Annotated in this window: 9 protein-coding genes and 1 pseudogene; 9 read left to right on the plus strand and 1 reads right to left on the minus strand. The window is 72.5% G+C overall.

The genetic code is table 11. From position 1 onward, the window contains the following. Positions 1 to 17 precede the first annotated feature (17 nt). Entirely contained in the window at positions 18 to 929 is a 912-nt protein-coding gene (locus tag D452_RS0102130; protein WP_017542505.1) for a hypothetical protein, read from the minus strand. A 180-nt stretch (positions 930 to 1109) separates the two neighbouring features. Here D452_RS0102130 and D452_RS0102135 point away from each other — a divergent pair, with 180 nt between their 5' ends. The 9 genes and pseudogenes from D452_RS0102135 (at position 1110) to thiC (ending at position 16133) form a co-directional block, all read left to right on the plus strand. Next, positions 1110 to 2915 (plus strand): SGNH/GDSL hydrolase family protein, encoded by a 1806-nt coding sequence (locus tag D452_RS0102135; protein ID WP_017542506.1) that lies wholly within the window; start codon positions 1110 to 1112, stop codon positions 2913 to 2915. Next, positions 2915 to 4895: pseudogene (locus D452_RS27575) on the plus strand (hypothetical protein). Before D452_RS0102135 ends, D452_RS27575 begins: the two are co-directional and overlap by 1 nt. Next, the gene (locus D452_RS30795; RefSeq protein WP_017542507.1) at positions 4892 to 5032 is read left to right on the plus strand and encodes a hypothetical protein; all 141 of its coding nucleotides are present in this window, start codon (positions 4892 to 4894) and stop codon (positions 5030 to 5032) included. The pseudogene D452_RS27575 and the gene D452_RS30795 overlap by 4 nt, the downstream one beginning before the upstream one ends. A 227-nt stretch (positions 5033 to 5259) precedes the next feature. Further along, positions 5260 to 6600, plus strand: coding sequence for a glycosyltransferase family 4 protein (locus D452_RS0102150; RefSeq protein ID WP_017542508.1), 1341 nt, complete (start codon positions 5260 to 5262; stop codon positions 6598 to 6600). Beyond that, complete coding sequence (locus tag D452_RS27580) at positions 6597 to 11045, plus strand: alpha-(1->3)-arabinofuranosyltransferase (RefSeq protein ID WP_083927432.1); 4449 nt, start codon at positions 6597 to 6599, stop codon at positions 11043 to 11045. Before D452_RS0102150 ends, D452_RS27580 begins: the two co-directional genes overlap by 4 nt. Beyond that, positions 11042 to 12058 carry a DUF3068 domain-containing protein gene (locus tag D452_RS27585; RefSeq protein WP_017542510.1) on the plus strand — a complete coding sequence of 339 codons (1017 nt, stop codon included), beginning with the start codon at positions 11042 to 11044 and terminating at the stop codon, positions 12056 to 12058. Before D452_RS27580 ends, D452_RS27585 begins: the two co-directional genes overlap by 4 nt. Positions 12059 to 12112: 54 nt before the next feature. Then, the gene (locus D452_RS0102165; protein ID WP_017542511.1) at positions 12113 to 13369 is read left to right on the plus strand and encodes an MFS transporter; all 1257 of its coding nucleotides are present in this window, start codon (positions 12113 to 12115) and stop codon (positions 13367 to 13369) included. Between the two features lie 10 nt (positions 13370 to 13379). Beyond that, a complete protein-coding gene (locus D452_RS0102170) occupies positions 13380 to 14234 on the plus strand; it encodes an SOS response-associated peptidase (protein ID WP_040692971.1) in 855 nt (284 codons plus the stop codon). Between the two features lie 231 nt (positions 14235 to 14465). Beyond that, complete coding sequence (gene thiC, locus D452_RS0102175; protein WP_017542513.1) at positions 14466 to 16133, plus strand: phosphomethylpyrimidine synthase ThiC; 1668 nt, start codon at positions 14466 to 14468, stop codon at positions 16131 to 16133. The last annotated feature ends 49 nt before the right edge of the window (positions 16134 to 16182 follow it).

The following is a 16182-nucleotide window of genomic DNA, read 5'->3' on the forward strand; positions in this document are numbered from 1 at the left end:
AGCGACGGTCGGGGGGCCTAGTCGCTGGCGGCGGCGGCCGGTTCGCCGCGCAGCCTGCTGGTGTCGGCCTCGGCCTGGGCCACGTTGCCGCGCACCAGGACGACCACGACCAGGGTCAGCGCGAAGCCGCCGATCCGCAGCGCCAGCAGGAGCGGGTCCTCGGGCAGCTGCTCCCCGAAGAGCAGCGTGCCGACCACCACCACGAACACGTTGCCGACCACGTTGGACACGGGCGCGGTGATGGAGGCCCGGGAGCGCTGGAGCGAGGTCTGGAAGAGCACGATCCCCACCGCCCAGCCCAGCGCGTACAGGTAGGGGTACGGGGAGAGCAGGGCGGGCACGATCGCGGCCAGGAAGCCGTTGTCGGCGAGCAGCCCGCCCAGTCCCTTGCCCTGGAGTCCGGCGCTGCCCTGCGCGAGCCCGGCCGCGGCGCCCATGGCGGCGGCGGAGACGTACCTGCCCCGGCCGCCCACGAACCCCATCACGGCCACGCACGCGACGACGGTGACCACGCTGACGCCGACCAGCAGCGGGGTGTTCGCGGTGGTCCCGGTCTCGGCGCCGTCCACGGTGGACAGGCTGAGCAGGCCGAGGGCGACCGGCATGACGCCGAGCGCCACATACTCGCCCCGGGTGATCCGCTCGCCCCGCACCAGGGTGACGACCAGCAGGGTGGTGGCCACGCCGGCGGCGAAGGCGGGCTGGGCCACGGACACGGGGGCCAGGCCCAGGGAGACGATCAGGCCCACGCTGCCCAGGGCAGCGAAGGCACATCCGAACACCCACCGCGGGTTACCCAGCAGTACCCTGGCCAGGTGGAGGGGCCGGTTGATCGAGATCGACTCGGAGCCGTGCAGCGCGCGCTGTTCCACGGTCAGGCCGATCGTGTAGACCAGTGCGGAGAGCAGCGCGACCAGGAGTCCGATCACGGTGAGGGGCCTTTCGGCTCGGTGCCGCCGGACCCGGCGGGGCCAGAAGGTTGACGGCATCCATATAACCAGTTCTAGTCTTGTCTGGCGAGTGATCGCCCCCTGGTCGCCGGACTAGGGGTAACGACGCTCCGGCGCTGAACCAGAACCTGTAACTACCGCGGCGGCGAGAGATGGGGCATGGTGCAGGACCCGGACGAGGACGCCACCCCCGAACGGCGCGGTCCGGCCGCGCGGTGGGCACCCCGCCCGCCGTACTGGCTCACCGCCGACTTCTGGCGCGATCTCAGTTGGCGCGACCTCGCAGTCTGGCGCCGCCCCGGCTCACGGTTCGAACCCGGCCCGCTCGGACTGCTCGGAGTCATGCTCTCGGCCATGGCCGTCACCCTGCTGCTCCTCCAGACCGGCTCCGGCGGGCTCGGCGGTGAGCAGGACTCCGCCGACGACGAGCCCCTTCCGGTGCCGGGTCCGCCCGACGGCGAACTGCGCATCATGATGGTGGGCGACTCCGCGACCCAGGGCAGCAGCGGCGACCACACCTGGCGCTACCACCTGTGGTCGCACCTGTCCGATCAGGGAGTCGAGTTCGACTTCGTCGGCCCCAACGACGACATGTACTCCCTGGACGACGAGGAGCCCGGAGACCGCAGCTACGCCGAGCCCGATTTCGACACCGACCACGCGGCCCGCTGGGGTGCCACCGCGCAGGAGTTGTCCACCGACATCGCGCAGGTCGCCGCCGAGCACGACCCCCAGTACCTGCTGCTGCTCGCCGGGACCGAGGACATCCTCGCCGGGGGCGGGGCGGACCAGGCGCTCGACGGTGTCGCGGAGACCGTCTCCACCGTGCGGGTCGTGCTCGACGACGCCCGCTTCGTGGTGGGCGAACTCCCCGCCGTGGACGGCACCAGTGACGACCGCGGGGTCAACGCCGAGATCGCGCGCTTCAACATGGGGCTGGTCGACCTCGCGGACCAGCTCACCTCCGCCACCTCGCCCGTGGTCGTCGCCCAGGTCGCCAGGGAGTACGCGCCAGCCTTCGACAACTGGGACGCGACCCACCCCAACGTGCGCGGGGAGCTCAAGATCGCCGCCGCCTTCGCCGACGCCCTGGCCGCGCCGCTGGGAGTGGGGGAGGCGTACGCGCGCCCCCTTCCCGAGCTCTCCGCCGGACCGCTGACCGCTCCCGAGCCCGAGTACGAGCAGACCGACGACGGGCTGCTGTTGAGCTGGAAGAACGTGCCCGGGGCCACCGACTACCGGGTGGTGCAGCGCCGGGTGGAACCGGATCCGGACCAGGCCGGGGTGATTCCCGCCGACGTCGAGAGCGACGAGGACGACCGCTCCATGCTGGTCGGTTCGCTCTTCAGTGGAGCCCGCTACGAGTTCGTCGTCCACCCGTTCAAGGGTCGGGACGAGGGCACCGAGTCCGAACCCCTCCAGGTGACGTGGGACGCCGAGCCCCCGCCCGCGCCGTCGTGGGTCCGCGTGCACGACGGGGGCGCCCTCGTGACGTGGGAGGACGTGGCAGGGGCCGGTCACTACGAGGTGTGGATCCGGCAACTGGAGTGTGGGAGGGACGACCGGGACCGCTCCCTTGACCGCCGGGTGTTCACTGCCCCGAGGGACCTGGCCGGTCCCCGCCCGGGGAACCCGGCCACCGACGACCAGGAGGTCCCCGACGTCCCGGATCCGGGGGTGGAGGAGCCGAGGCCGACCCCCACGCAGTGGCCGGAACCGTCCCGGCCCGAGCCCGAACCGGCTCCCGAACCCTCCGTTCCGGCGGCGCCCGTCCCCGGTGTCACCTGCGCGCCCCAGGACGGCAGGGGCCCCGAGGACGGCGACGGCTGGCGCACGCTCGGGTCCGTCGGCGAGCGTCCGCGCTGGGCGGCGTCGGTGTCCGGCCCCTACGAGATCGTGGTCCGCACCCACCGGGACTACGTGGAGGGCGGCTACTCCGACGGCGTCGTCCTCTCGGAGGGTTGATGGGCGCGCGGCTGCTGGCCCGGGTGCTCCCTTGGCTGGTGGGCGTGGTGGCCGGGGTGCTCGCGCTGGGGCCCGCGTTGGGGCCGGGCCACGTGCTCCGCTACGACATGCTCTTCGTCCCCGACCTCTCGCTGCCCACGGTGCTGGCCGGGGCGGACGGCTTCCCTAGGGCGATCCCGAGCGACGCGGTGGTGGCGGCCCTTTCCCTCCTGCTGCCGGGCGACGTGGTGCAGTCCCTCGCCCTGCTGGCGGTGTTCGCGGTGGGTGGCGCGGGCGCCTTCCGGCTGTTGGTCCGCCTGGTGTGTGACGGCCCGGCCGCACCCGGGTGCGGCCGGGTGCCGGGTGCGGTCCTGGCCGCCGGGGCCGGGGCCGGGGTCCTCTACGTGTGGAACCCGTTCGTGGCCGAGCGCCTGCTGCTCGGGCAGTGGGCGATGCTGCTGGGATACGCGGGGCTCCCGTGGGTGCTGTGGGCGGTGGTGCGACTGGCGTCGGCCCGACCGGTCGCGGGCCTGGCCGGGGTGGTCTGTTCGCTGGTCCCGGCGGCGATCGGCGGGTTCTCCTCGGTGGTGCTGAGCGCGCTCACCGTCGGACCACAGGCTCTGGCCGGGCCGCGCCGCCTTCGGAACGCGGGTCTGTTCGCGGCGGGCCTGGCCGTGGTGTCGCTGCCGTGGCTGCTGCCGGCTGCCGTCCCTGACCAGCGGCGCCGTCACCGATTCCGCGGGGGTCGAGGCCTTCGCGCCGCGCTCGGACACCCCCTTCGGGGCGGTGGGGTCCCTGCTGATGCTCGGCGGGGTGTGGAACTCGGGCGCGGTGCCGCCCGGCTACGGCGAACCGGTGACCGCGACGGCCCGGTTGCTGGTGTGCGCGGTGTCCCTGGCGGGCTGGGTCTGGTGGTTACGGCGGAACCGCCCTGTGGTGGGGGCCGGGTTGTCGGTGTCGGCGGTGCTGGGGTTCGGTGTCGCGCTCCTCGGGGTGTGCGCGCCGGGGCGTGAGCTCCTGGCCGCGCTGATCGACCTCTGGCCGGGGTTCGGTCCGCTCCGGGACGGTCAGCTGTACCTGGCGCCCCTGGCCCTGGTGCAGGCGCTGGGGGCGGGCGCCGTGGTGCTGTGGCTGCTGCGCGCCCTGCCTGGTGACGGAGGTCGGGACTCACGGGGCTTGCGGGGCCGTGGTGGTCCGGGTGAAGGGGGCCGGTCCGAACGCGACCCTGGGGGTGTGAGCGCTCGGCCGGTGGCGGAAGAGAGCCCAGGGCGCTCCGCGGTCCCGCTGTGGCGAGTAGTGGGCGCGGTGCTCGTGGTGCTGGCGCCCGTGGTGGTGCTGCCGGGGCTGCTGTGGGGAGCCGGGGGACGGTTGGCGCCAGTCGAGTACCCGCCGGGGTGGCTGGAGGCCCAGGAGGCGGTGGCCGCCGACGACCGGCCGGGAGCGGTGCTGGTCCTGCCCTGGAGCGCCTACCGGGGCCTGGAGTGGTCCGGCGAACCCGTGGTCGTGCTCGATCCGGCGACCAAGCTGTTCGACCGGCGCACGGTCTGGAACGACGACCTCAGCGTGGGCACCCCCGACGGCGGCCGGGTCGTGGTGACCGGTGAGGACGCCCGTGCCAGGGAGGTCGCGCGCCTGCTCGAACCCGACCCCGCGACCGGTCTGCCCGCGGACCGGTGGCTGTCCGACCCCGACGCGCTGGCGGAGCGACTGGGCGGCCTCGGGATCCGCCACGTGGCCGTCTCGGCGTCGGTCGATAACCGGTTCTGGTCTGGGGCGGAGTCCCTGTCGACGGTGGTCGAAGGTGCGGATCTGACCCTTCTGGAAGTGGATGACCAGCACATCAGGGCGGACAAAGACCCTTTGTCGGGGTTGGAAGTTACCAGCGGGTTAGTTACAGTTGGGGCAATCATCTGGTCTATGGCTAGATCAGGTTCTAGTCTCGGGTTCCAGCGTCCCCAACCACGAACGGAGCGGGGCGCGCGGAAGGAGATCCCCAAGTGATCAAGGTAATCGCCGCCTGCGTGATCGGCGCGGCTCTGGCGGGCGGTGCCACCGTGGTGGCCACCAACCTCGCCACCGAGTCCACCGCGACCGCGGAACCGGTGAACGAAACCCTCTACAACTACGGCGACCGCTAGGCGGCCGTTCTTGCCGAGGTAGGCGGGCGCTCCGCCGCCAGTGGGGCGCCCGCCCCGCCCCCATCACGGTCGCACCCCTCGTGACCGCCCATTCCCAATGACGTCCGGTCGACGGGCCCCTTCGGCGTGCGCTCGGTGCATCCCACGAGTGCTTGCTCAGCGTGTTCGCGTGTGTTCTCCGCGTTCGCGCCTGGGGCCGCGCCGGGCACCGCGCGGAAGGAGAGCGTGTGGTCTTCCAGAAGGTCCCAGCCCGGGTGGAGTCCGGCCTCCCCACGGCCACCCCCGCCCAGGCCACCGTTCCCGCCCCGGCCAACGCCCCCGAACCCGCCCCCGCGCGGGTCGAACACGCCGACCCCGGCCCCCGCCTCGACGGTGTCCGGATCGTCATGGTCAACTGGCGCGACCCCTGGCAGTCCACCGCAGGGGGCGCGGAGGAGTACGCCTGGCGGATCAGCCGCCACCTGGCCGGACGCGGTGCCATCGTCACCTTCCTGACCAGCCGCGAACCCCACCAGGCCCGGGTCGAGACCAGGGACGGCGTCGTCATCCGCCGCATGGGCGGCAAGTTCACCGTCTACCCGCGCGTCATGGCCTGGCTCGCCCTGTGGAGACGCGAATACCACCTCGCCTTCGACTGCATGAACGGAATCCCGTTCTTCTCCCGTCTGGTCCTGCGCCGCCGCACCAGGGTGGTCAGCGTCGTGCACCACGTCCACGACCTCCAGTTCAACGCCTACTTTCCGGCCCCGCTGGCCTGGTTCGGGCGGTTCCTGGAGTCCGCTGTGGCCTCCCGCGTCTACCGGAACTGCACCACCGTCACCGTCTCCGAGTCCTCCCGCGCCGCCATGCGCGACAAGCTCGGCTGGCGCGCGCCCATAGAGATCGTCCACAACGGCGGCCCGTCCGTCGCCCCTCCCACAGCGGAACCCGGAACGGTTCCGGCGACGCCCGCAGACACCGCCCCCGCCCTGGTCAGCCTCGGTCGCCTCGTCGTGCAGAAGCGGGTCTCCCGCGTCGTCGACCTCGTCCGCGCCCTCGACGACACCCACCCCGGCCTGAGTGTCCACATCATCGGCCGCGGCCCCGAGGGCGAACACCTCGCGGAGCAGGTGGTGAGGGACGGCCTCCAGGGGCGCGTGGACCTGCACGGGTTCCTCTCCGAGGAGGACAAGAACTCGGTCCTGGCCTCCTGCCACCTGCACGTGACCGCCTCCGAGTTCGAGGGCTGGGGCCTCACCGTCATCGAGGCCGCACGGCTCGGCGTGCCCACCGTGGCCTACGATGTGGACGGACTTCGCGATTCGGTCCGCGACGGCGAGACCGGATGGCTCGTCCGCGAGGGCCAGACCCTGGAGGACGTCGTCTCCCGCGCCCTGGCGGAACTGTCCGACCCCCGGCGCTCCCTGGAGGTCCGGCGAGCCTGCCGCTCCTGGGCGTCCCGGTTCACCTGGGAGGCCAGCGGCGCCCGCATGACCCGCCTGGTCGCCGCCGAACTCGGTCTGGACACCCCCACCCGCACCGCCCCCGGCACCCCCGACCCCACAGCAGGCAAGAAAGCGAAGATGTGACTTCGGCGGAATCCACCGCCAGGCGCGAACCGGAGGATTCCAGAACACCGACCGCCCCCGGCGGAGTGGACGAGAGGCTGCTGGCGCGGCTCAAGGTCCTCGCGGTGTGTCTGCTCCTGGGAGCGCTGGCGGCGAGCATCGACCCCGGCAGGATCGTCAGCGACACCAAGATCGACCTGACGGTCAACCCCCTGGGGTTCATGGAGCGCGCCCTGCACCTCTGGGACGCCTCGTACTTCGGCCAGCTCCAGAACCAGGCCTACGGGTACTTCTTCCCCAACGGCCCCTTCCACCTGCTGTTCGAGGTGCTCGGCATGCCCGAGTGGCTCATCCAGCGCCTGTGGATGGCGGTGCTGCTCATCGCCGCGTTCGTGGGGGTGTACAAGGTCGCCGGGGCCCTGGGCCTGGGCACCGTCAACACCCGCATCATCGCCGGTGTGGCCTACGCGCTCGCCCCGCGCGTGCTCACGCTGCTGTCGTACAACTCGGCCGAGCTCCAGCCCATGCTGCTCATGCCGTGGATCCTGCTGCCGCTCGTCCTGGGCTCCAGGCACGGGTACCCGCCCGCGCGTATGGCGCTGCTCTCCGGGCTGGCCTTCCTCCTGTGCGGGGGCACCAACGCCGCCTCCGAGCTGGCCGTCCTGGTCGTCCCCGGCCTGTACCTGCTCACCAGGGCCGGCGGCCCGCGCAAGTGGCGGCTGATCCTGTGGTGGTCGGGCGCGCTCGTGCTCGCGTCGTTCTGGTACGTCGTCCCGCTGCTCATCATGTCGCGGTACGTGTACTCGTTCATGCCCTACACGGAGGACGCCGCCGTCACCACGGGGATCGCCTCCCTGTTCAACTCCCTGCGCGGCACCTCCAACTGGATGGGCTTCCTGCCCGACATGGGCAACACCGCCCTGCCCTCGGGAGCCGAACTCTCCCTGACCCCGTGGCTGGTCGCGGTGACGGCACTGGTCGCCGGGCTGGGACTGGCCGGGCTCATCAACCGCCGCACCCCCGAACGCCTCTTCCTCATCAGCTGCCTGCTGGTGGGCACCGTGATCGTCGTCGCGGGCCACACCGGGGCCCTCACGGGGCCCTTCGCGCCGCTCATGCGGGATCTGTTCGACGGTGCCCTGGCGCCCTTCCGCAACGTCCACAAGTTCGACGCGCTCATCCGCCTGCCGATCGTCCTCGGCCTGGCCCACCTGCCCGTCGTGGTCGCCAGGGACTGGGCCGACCGCCGCGGTCGCGACCGCGATCCCGGAGCGGTGGCCGGGGTCCGCCGGACCGTGGCCGGGGCCAGCGCGGCCGTCTTCCTGGTCACGCTCACGCCCATCGCGACCGTCGGCATCGCCCCCAGGGGCGGTTTCGAGGAGATCCCGGACCACTGGTACGAGGCCGTGGAGTGGCTGGAGGACCAGGGTGAGGACCGGGGCATGACCATGGCGCTGCCGGGGTCGGCGCGCGGCGAGTACGAGTGGGGCCGCCCCCTCGACGAACCCATGCAGCCGCTGCTCTCCGGTGCCTGGACCAACCACCAGATCATCCCGTGGGGCTCCTCGGGTGTCTCGCGGATCAACCACGAGATCGACCAGCGGGTCTCCTCCGGGCGCGGTTCCGAGGGGCTGGCGGACACCCTGGCCCGGCTGGGCGTCACCCATCTGATCGTCCGCAACGACCTGCAACGGGTGGGCAACAACGGCGGCTGGCCCGCCCGCGTCCACCAGTCGCTCCGGAACTCCCCGGGGGTGACCGAGGCCGCCGAGTTCGGTCCGGTGATCGGCTCGGTCGACCACTCGTCCGCGTCCCAGTGGTTCGACCAGCCCTACCCCTCCCTCACGATCTACGAGGTGGAGGAGGCCGCGCCCACGGTCGGGACCGTCCCGTCGGGCGACGCGCTGCGCGTGACCGGTGGCCCGGAGTCCGTCCTCCACCTGGCCGAGCAGGGCATGGTCAACGACGATCGCCCGATCCTGCTCGGCGACGACCCCGGCGCCGACGCCGTCGCCGCGCAGGACACGATCGTCACCGACACCGTCCGCCGCCGCGAGGTCGTCTACTCCGATGTGCGGCGCAACGTCTCGGCCACCATGACCGAGGACCAGGAGCTGGAGCGCGACGTTCCCGCCCCCGACATCATGGATCCCGCCTGGGAGGAGTACGTCTCCCACGCCGAGGACCTGGGTGTGGCGGGGGTGACCGCGTCCAGCTCCGAAGCCGGGGTGGAGTCCCGGGCGAGCGACCGCGACCCCGGGCACGCACCCCATGCGGCACTGGACTCCGACCTCGGCACCGCCTGGCGGTCCAGCGCCTTCGCGGGCGCCCTCGGCCAGTGGATCGAGGTCGAGTTCGAGGAGCCCCGCGACCTCAGCGGGCTGAGCGTGGCCTTCGAGCAGCTGTCCGGGGAACCACCGCCCTCGCGGGTCACCCTCATCACCGACGAGGGCAGGACCGAGGCGGCGGTGGCCGCCACGGGCGAACCCCAGGAGCTGGCCGCGCCGCCCGGGCTCACCACCACGCTCCGGGTACGGATCGACGAACTGGCCTGGGAACCCGAGTACCGCTTCGGCACCCGGGTGGGGATCTCCATGATCTCCCTCCCCGGCCTGGAGGCCACCCGCACGCTGAGGGTGCCCGGGCCCACCGACGCGGGGACCCTCCTCTTCACCGGGTCGACCGGCACCGCCCCCGGCTGTATGGAGGGGTCGCACGCGTGGGTGTGCAACCCCCGGCTGGAGGTGAGCGGTGAGGACGCCAGCAGGCTCGACCGCACCTTCGACCTCTCCGCCGGAGCTGCCGCCGGGCCGCACGCCGTCTCCGGCGAGGTGGTCCTCACCGACCCCCGCGAGGCGGAGAACGCCGCCAACCGGGCCGGTGGGTACCCGCTCGTGACCGGCTCCTCCACCGCCGTCAGCCACCCCGCCGCCATGGGCCGGGGCGCGCTCGACGACGACGAGGCCACCGTCTGGTACCCCGACCCCGAGGAGAGGGAGCCCTGGCTCGACATCGAGCTGGGGGAGCCGACCGCCATCGACCACATGAGGGTCGAGTTCCCCCGGGCCGACAGTGTGATGCGGCCGATCCGCGTCACCGTCGAGGGCGGCGGGACCGTCCGGGAGGGGTGGCTGGACGGCAGCGGCCGGGTCGACTTCGCCGAACTGACCGCCTCCTCCGTCCGGGTGACCTTCGAGCGCCCCGAGGGGCAGGCCCTGGAGATCGGCGGCGTCGAGCTCCCGGGCGTGCCCGCCGTGGACCCGCTCCCCGAAGGGGACGCCTCCACCACCTGTGGCCTGGGCCCGACCCTGCGCGTCAACGACCAGCGCGTGGAGACCCGGATCAGCGACGGGACCCTCGCGGACCAGCTCACCGGACGTCCGCTGCGGTACGAGACCTGCACCGACCTGGACCTGACCGAGGGCGAGAACCGGATCGTGGTGGACCCGGGCAACCGCTACCAGGTGCGTTCGGCCGTGGTGACGACCGGCGACGGCGCGGCTGGCGTGACCCCCGAGGTCCACATGGCGGAGGTCGACGCGGTGCACACCTGGGGACCGGGTGAGCGCCGCTTCGACGTGGACGTCGACGAGGACAGCCTCCTGGTGGTCAACGAGAACTTCAACGAGGGCTGGGAGGCCCGGATCGACGGCGGTGACGGACCCCTGGAACCGGTCCGGTTGGAGGGCTGGAAGCAGGCCTGGGCGCTGCCCGAGGGCAGCGCGGGCACGGTCACCCTCACCTACACCCCGGACGCCGTCTACCACCGCGTGCTGGTGGCGGGCGGCGCCCTGGCCGCGCTGCTCGTGGTGCTGGCTCTGTGGCCGCGCCGCTGGCTGCCGGGCGGGAGGCGGTCGACGGCCGCCCACCTCCCGCACGGCTCGCGCGCGCTGCCCGGTGTGGGCCCCGGCTGGCTGCCCCGACGTGTGGTGCTCCCGCTGGGCCTGGCCTACGGGGTGTGGGTCGCCGGCTGGGCCGGCGCGGCCGTGGTCGGCCTGATCCTGCTGACCCTGTGGTGGCTGGCCCGACGGGCACCGAAACGCCTGCGCCACGCCAAACCCGGCAGGCCGTCCCTGGGCGGCCGGGCGCTGCCGTACCTGGCGGGGCCCTGGGTGGTCACGGTCTCCCTGGCCCTGGCCGGACTGGCCATGGCCTCGGGGACCCACCTGGTGGTGAACATGCCCTTCCACGACATCACCGAGACCCTGGGCACGGCGCTGCGCGGCTGGGTTCCGCAGGCGCTGTGCCTGCCCGCGATGGCCCGGCTCGTCCTGGCCCTGGGCCAGCGCGGGGACGAGCACGGCCCGCCCCCGGCCGGTTCCCCCGAGGCTCCGGCCGAGGGCTCCGCGGAGACCACGGGCGGCGGGGACCGGCGGACCGGACCGCCCGAGAAAGGGACGGCACCGGAAAAGGGAACCGACCGGCTGTCCGAGACCGGTCACGACGTCGAGGAGGTGCGCGGGTGACGGCCTCCACGAGAACCGGCGCGGAGCCTGACCGGAGCCTGCCCCGGGGCACCCTCATGGTGGCGGCGGGGGCGTTCCTGCTGACACTCTCCCTCCTGCTGCCGCTGTACGTGCACGACCGCGTCGCCCTGCTCCCGGCCGACGCCACCCTCGGCCTGCGCATGGTCGACGCCGACGCCAGCTACCTGGACACCGCCACCTGGAACCGGGTGGAGGGCGCCGACCTCGAACGGGACACCCGGGTGGTGGCCTCCGCGCACGGCGCCGACTGGTCCGCGTGGGAGATGACGGTGGACACCACCTCGTCCGAGCGGGTGCTCGACCACTGGAGCCGCAGGGTCATCGTGGACCGTCGGACCGGCCGGGCGGTCAACTGCTGCGGAGAGCACGTCAACGGTGACCGGGCCGTGCGCCAGGCCGGGCTGGTCCTGTACTGGCCACCCGGGGCGGCGCAGGGCGACCACTCCTTCTACGACGCCGAGGTGCGCGCGGCCCCCACGGTCGAGTTCGAGGAGGACGACGAGGTCGCCGGGGTGGCGGTGCGCCGCTACACCCAGACCGTGGAGGCCACCCAGGTCCCCGATTCCGCGCGGGAGGTACCCGCTGCCCTGTTCGATCCCGACGCCGAGGGAACCGTCAGCGCGAACCGCTGGCTCACGGCCGAGCGGACCTTCTGGGTCGAGCCGGTCACCGGCGTCGTCGTGAACCTGGAGGAGCGCAGACGCGAGACCCTGCGGCCGCAGAACGGCTCGGGCGAGGTGGACCTGCTCGACACGGAACTGACCCTGGCCGACGGACAGGTCTCCGGCTACGCCGAGCAGGCCCGGGTGCGATCGCTGCTGCTGCGGGGACTCGACAGCTGGGCTCCCTGGACCCTGGCCCCGATCGGAGCCGTCGCCGTCCTGGTCGGTCTCCTCGGCGCCTGGCGCTCCCGGACCCCGCCCGCCGAGGAGGAGACCGGAGCGGAGACCGGAACCGGCGAGCGCACGCCGGAGGACGCGAAAACCGGGTGACGACCAGGGGGAGCGGAGGGCAGGATCGGTCCGAACCGAGCCCCCGGAGGCGCCGTGCCCGACGATCCCCCGCCCCCCGTCGCCCCGGCGGCGCGCCGCCTCCGCGCGGCGGCTCTGCTCACCGCCATCCTGCTGTCGTCGATGGGGGACGAGGTGGTGCTGGTCGCGGCCGTGTTCCAGCTCGCCGAGACCGGGAACTCCCTGTGGGTCACCGCCCTGCTGACCGCCCAGATCGGTCCGCTCGTCCTGCTCGCGCCGCTCGCCGGGGCGGCACTGGACCGCTTCGACACCGGCCGTGTCCTGGTCCTGGCCTGCGCGGGCCAGGGCCTGGCCATCCTGCCCGCCGTCTGGTTCCCCCACCCCGGTGTCCTGGTGCTGTGCGTCCTCACGGTCAGCTCCTTGGCGGCCCTCGTCAATCCCGCGATCCTCACCCTTCTGCCCAGCGCTGCCGGAGAGCTCTCCCCGGTGCACGCCAACTCGCTGTTCGAGGGGGTCCGGGCCTCGGCGACGGTGCTCGGCCCGATGGTGGGAGGGGTGCTGGTGGGCCTCTTCGGGATCGTTCCGGCCCTGCTCACGGACTCAGTCAGCTTCTTCGTCGCGGCCGGGACCTTCCTGCTCCTGGGCGTACGGCGCCCCGTGTCCGGTGCCCCCGGCACCCTGTGGTCGGGGGCGTTGGACGGTGCCCGCCACGTCCTGCGGACCCGGCTGTTCCGCGTGCTGCTGCCGGTCCTGATCCTCGCGGTGGTGGCCACGTCCACCACCAACGTGGCCATGGTGTTCGTGACTCGGGAGGTGATGGGCCACGGGGCCGGGGTCTTCGGCGCGCTCACGGCGGGCTGGGGCGCGGGCCTGTTGGCGGGCGCGCTGGCCGTGTCGGTGCTGCGCCCGGCCCCGACCGGGCAGGGGGTGGCGCTCGCCGCCGCACTCGTGGGTGCGGCGCTGGCACTGTGGGCCTGGTTCCCGGTGCTGTGGGTGGCGGCGGTGTGCGTGGTGCTGGCCGGCGCGGGCAACTCCGTGTTCAACATCCTGCTCAGGTCGGTGGTCCACCGGATCACCCCCGAGCCCCTCCTCGGGCGGGCCCACGCGCTCATGGGCGCGGTGGTCAACGGAGGCTTCGTCGTCGGGTTCCTGATCGCCGGGTGGTTCGCCGCGGACCACCCCCGGGCGCTGCTCGCCGCCGCCGGGTCGGTCGCCCTCCTCGCCGGGCTGGTCGGGGCACTGGTCGTCCATGTCTCCAGCGCGGACACCGGGACCGCCGGGACGGACGGGACGGATGGTGATCCCGGGGTCCCGGAAGGGCGGATCGCATAGGATTCCACCCATGTGCGGTCGCTATGCCCAGTCCAGGAACGTGCACCAGCTCCAGCTGGCCTTCGCCCTCCCCGAGGAGGTCCAGGACGGCACGGGGGACCCGCGAGCCTGGCCGCCGCTGGAGGAGCTCGACCCGGACTACAACATCGCGCCGGGCAGCCCGGTGTACGCCGTGCTCGGCCCGCCTCCCCAGGGGGGCGCCCACGGTCGACCGGGACCGCGCTCCCTGCACACGATGCGCTGGGGCCTCGTGCCGGGCGGCGCCAGGGACCGCAACGTCGGCTACCGCATGATCAACGCGCGCAGCGAGACGGTCGCGGACAGGCCCGCCTTCCGCACCGCCTACCGGAACCGCCGCTGCCTCCTCCCCGCTGACGCCTACTACGAGTGGCAGCTGCTCAACAAGGACGGCACCACCGAGGCCAGCACCTCTCCCGCCACCGACCCCCAGCACAAGAGGCGCAAGGCCAAGGCTGCCAAGAAGCCCTTCTCCGTCCACTACTCCGGAGACGAACCGCTCGCCCTGGCCGGGATCTTCGAGCGCTGGCGCGACCCCGAGGTCGACGACCCGAGCGACCCCGACGCCTGGCTGTGGACCTGCGCGGTCATCACCACCGAGGCCGCGCCCGAACTCGCCCACATCCACGAACGCATGCCCGTCGTGGTGCCGCGCGAGGACTGGGCCGTCTGGCTCGACCCCGCCACCGGCGCCGAGGAGCTGGCCCACGTGCTGGACGACTCCCCGGTGGACCGGTTCTCGGTGGACGAGGTCTCCACCGACGTCAACAGCGTCAAGAACAACGGCCCCCACCTGCTGGAACCGGCCGAGGACTCCGGTCGCGGCGAACCGGAGACACTTTTCTGACCCCGGCGAGGCTGGACAGGGCCGGGGACGGCCTGTGTATGGTGTGCGAGGCCACGGGGGAGTGCTCCCCGGGGCCCTGGACACCGTGATCGGGGTGTCCCGGCACGTTCGACGTGCGCACATGTGAATACGCAACGCGGGAGCTCGCGCCATGGCGGGCTGAGAGGGCGACTCAAGGGTGTCGCCGACCGCAGAACCTGTTCGGGTAATTCCGACGTAGGGAGGCATGCCATGACGGCTATCGACGGTCGTGACGTTTCCACCGCCGACGAACACCGGGTGACCACAGGTCCCATCATGGGATCTCGCAAGGTCCACGAGGAGATCACCACCCCCGAGGGCACCACCCTCCGCATCCCGCGCCGCCGGGTGGATCTCAGCAACGGCAGCCACTTCGATCTGTACGACACCTCCGGCCCCTACACCGACGACAACGCACACATCGACGTCCACCAGGGGCTCCCGCGCACCCGCGAGACGTGGGCACTGGACCCCGTCGACGGTGCGACCACCCAGCTGGCCCACGCCAGGGCCGGGACCATCACCCCCGAGATGCGCTTCGTGGCCGCCCGGGAGGGCGCCGACCCCGAGTTCGTTCGCGCCGAGGTCGCGATCGGCCGCGCGGTCATCCCGGTCAACCGCAACCACCCCGAGTCCGAACCCACCATCATCGGCAAGAACTTCCTCGTGAAGATCAACGCCAACATCGGCAACTCCGCCGTCACCTCCTCGGTGCCAGAGGAGGTCGAGAAGATGGTGTGGGCCACCCGTTGGGGCGCCGACACCGTGATGGACCTGTCCACCGGCAAGCGCATCCACGAGACCCGCGAACGCATCGTCCGCAACTCACCGGTCCCCATCGGCACCGTCCCGATCTACCAGGCACTGGAGAAGGTCAACGGCGACCCCACCAAGCTGAGCTGGGAGATCTACCGGGAGACCATCATCGAGCAGGCCGAACAGGGCGTGGACTACATGACCGTCCACGCGGGCGTCCTGCTCCGGTACGTGCCACTCGCCGCCCGCCGCGTCACCGGCATCGTCTCGCGCGGCGGCTCCATCATGGCCGCGTGGTGCCTGGCTCACCACAGGGAGAGCTTCCTCTACACCCACTTCGAGGAGCTCTGCGAGATCCTTCGCCGCTACGACGTCACGTTCTCCCTGGGCGACGGCCTGCGCCCCGGTTCCATCGCCGACGCCAACGACGAGGCCCAGTTCGCCGAGCTGCGCACCCTGGGGGAGCTCACCCACATCGCCCGCTCGCACGACGTGCAGGTGATGATCGAGGGCCCCGGCCACGTGCCGATGGACAAGATCAGGGAGAACGTGCGCCTGGAGGAGGAGCTGTGCGGCGAGGCGCCGTTCTACACGCTCGGCCCCCTGGCCACGGACGTCGCCCCCGGCTACGACCACATCACCTCCGCGATCGGCGCCGCGCAGATCGGCTGGCACGGCACCGCGATGCTCTGCTACGTGACCCCCAAGGAGCACCTGGGGCTGCCCAACCGGGACGACGTCAAGACGGGCGTCATCACCTACAAGCTGGCAGCGCACGCCGCCGACGTCGCCAAGGGACACCCGGGCGCCCAGGAGTGGGACGACGAGCTGTCCAGGGCGCGCTTCGAGTTCCGGTGGCAGGACCAGTTCCATCTGTCCCTGGACCCGGAGACGGCGCAGGCCTTCCACGACGAGACCCTGCCCGCCGAACCCGCCAAGACCGCCCACTTCTGCTCCATGTGCGGGCCCAAGTTCTGCTCGATGAAGATCTCCCAGGACGTGCGCAGGTACGCCGAGGAGAACGGCCTGGACACCGTCGAGGCGATCGAGAAGGGCATGGCCGACAAGTCCGCCGAGTTCGCCGACGGCGGCAACCGCGTCTACCTGCCGCTCGCCGACTAGGGAGCGCCCACCCCGGGCCCGTCACCCCGCAGGGTGTGGCGGGGCCGCG

The organism is Nocardiopsis prasina DSM 43845, assembly GCF_000341265.1.
Taxonomy (GTDB): domain Bacteria; phylum Actinomycetota; class Actinomycetes; order Streptosporangiales; family Streptosporangiaceae; genus Nocardiopsis; species Nocardiopsis prasina.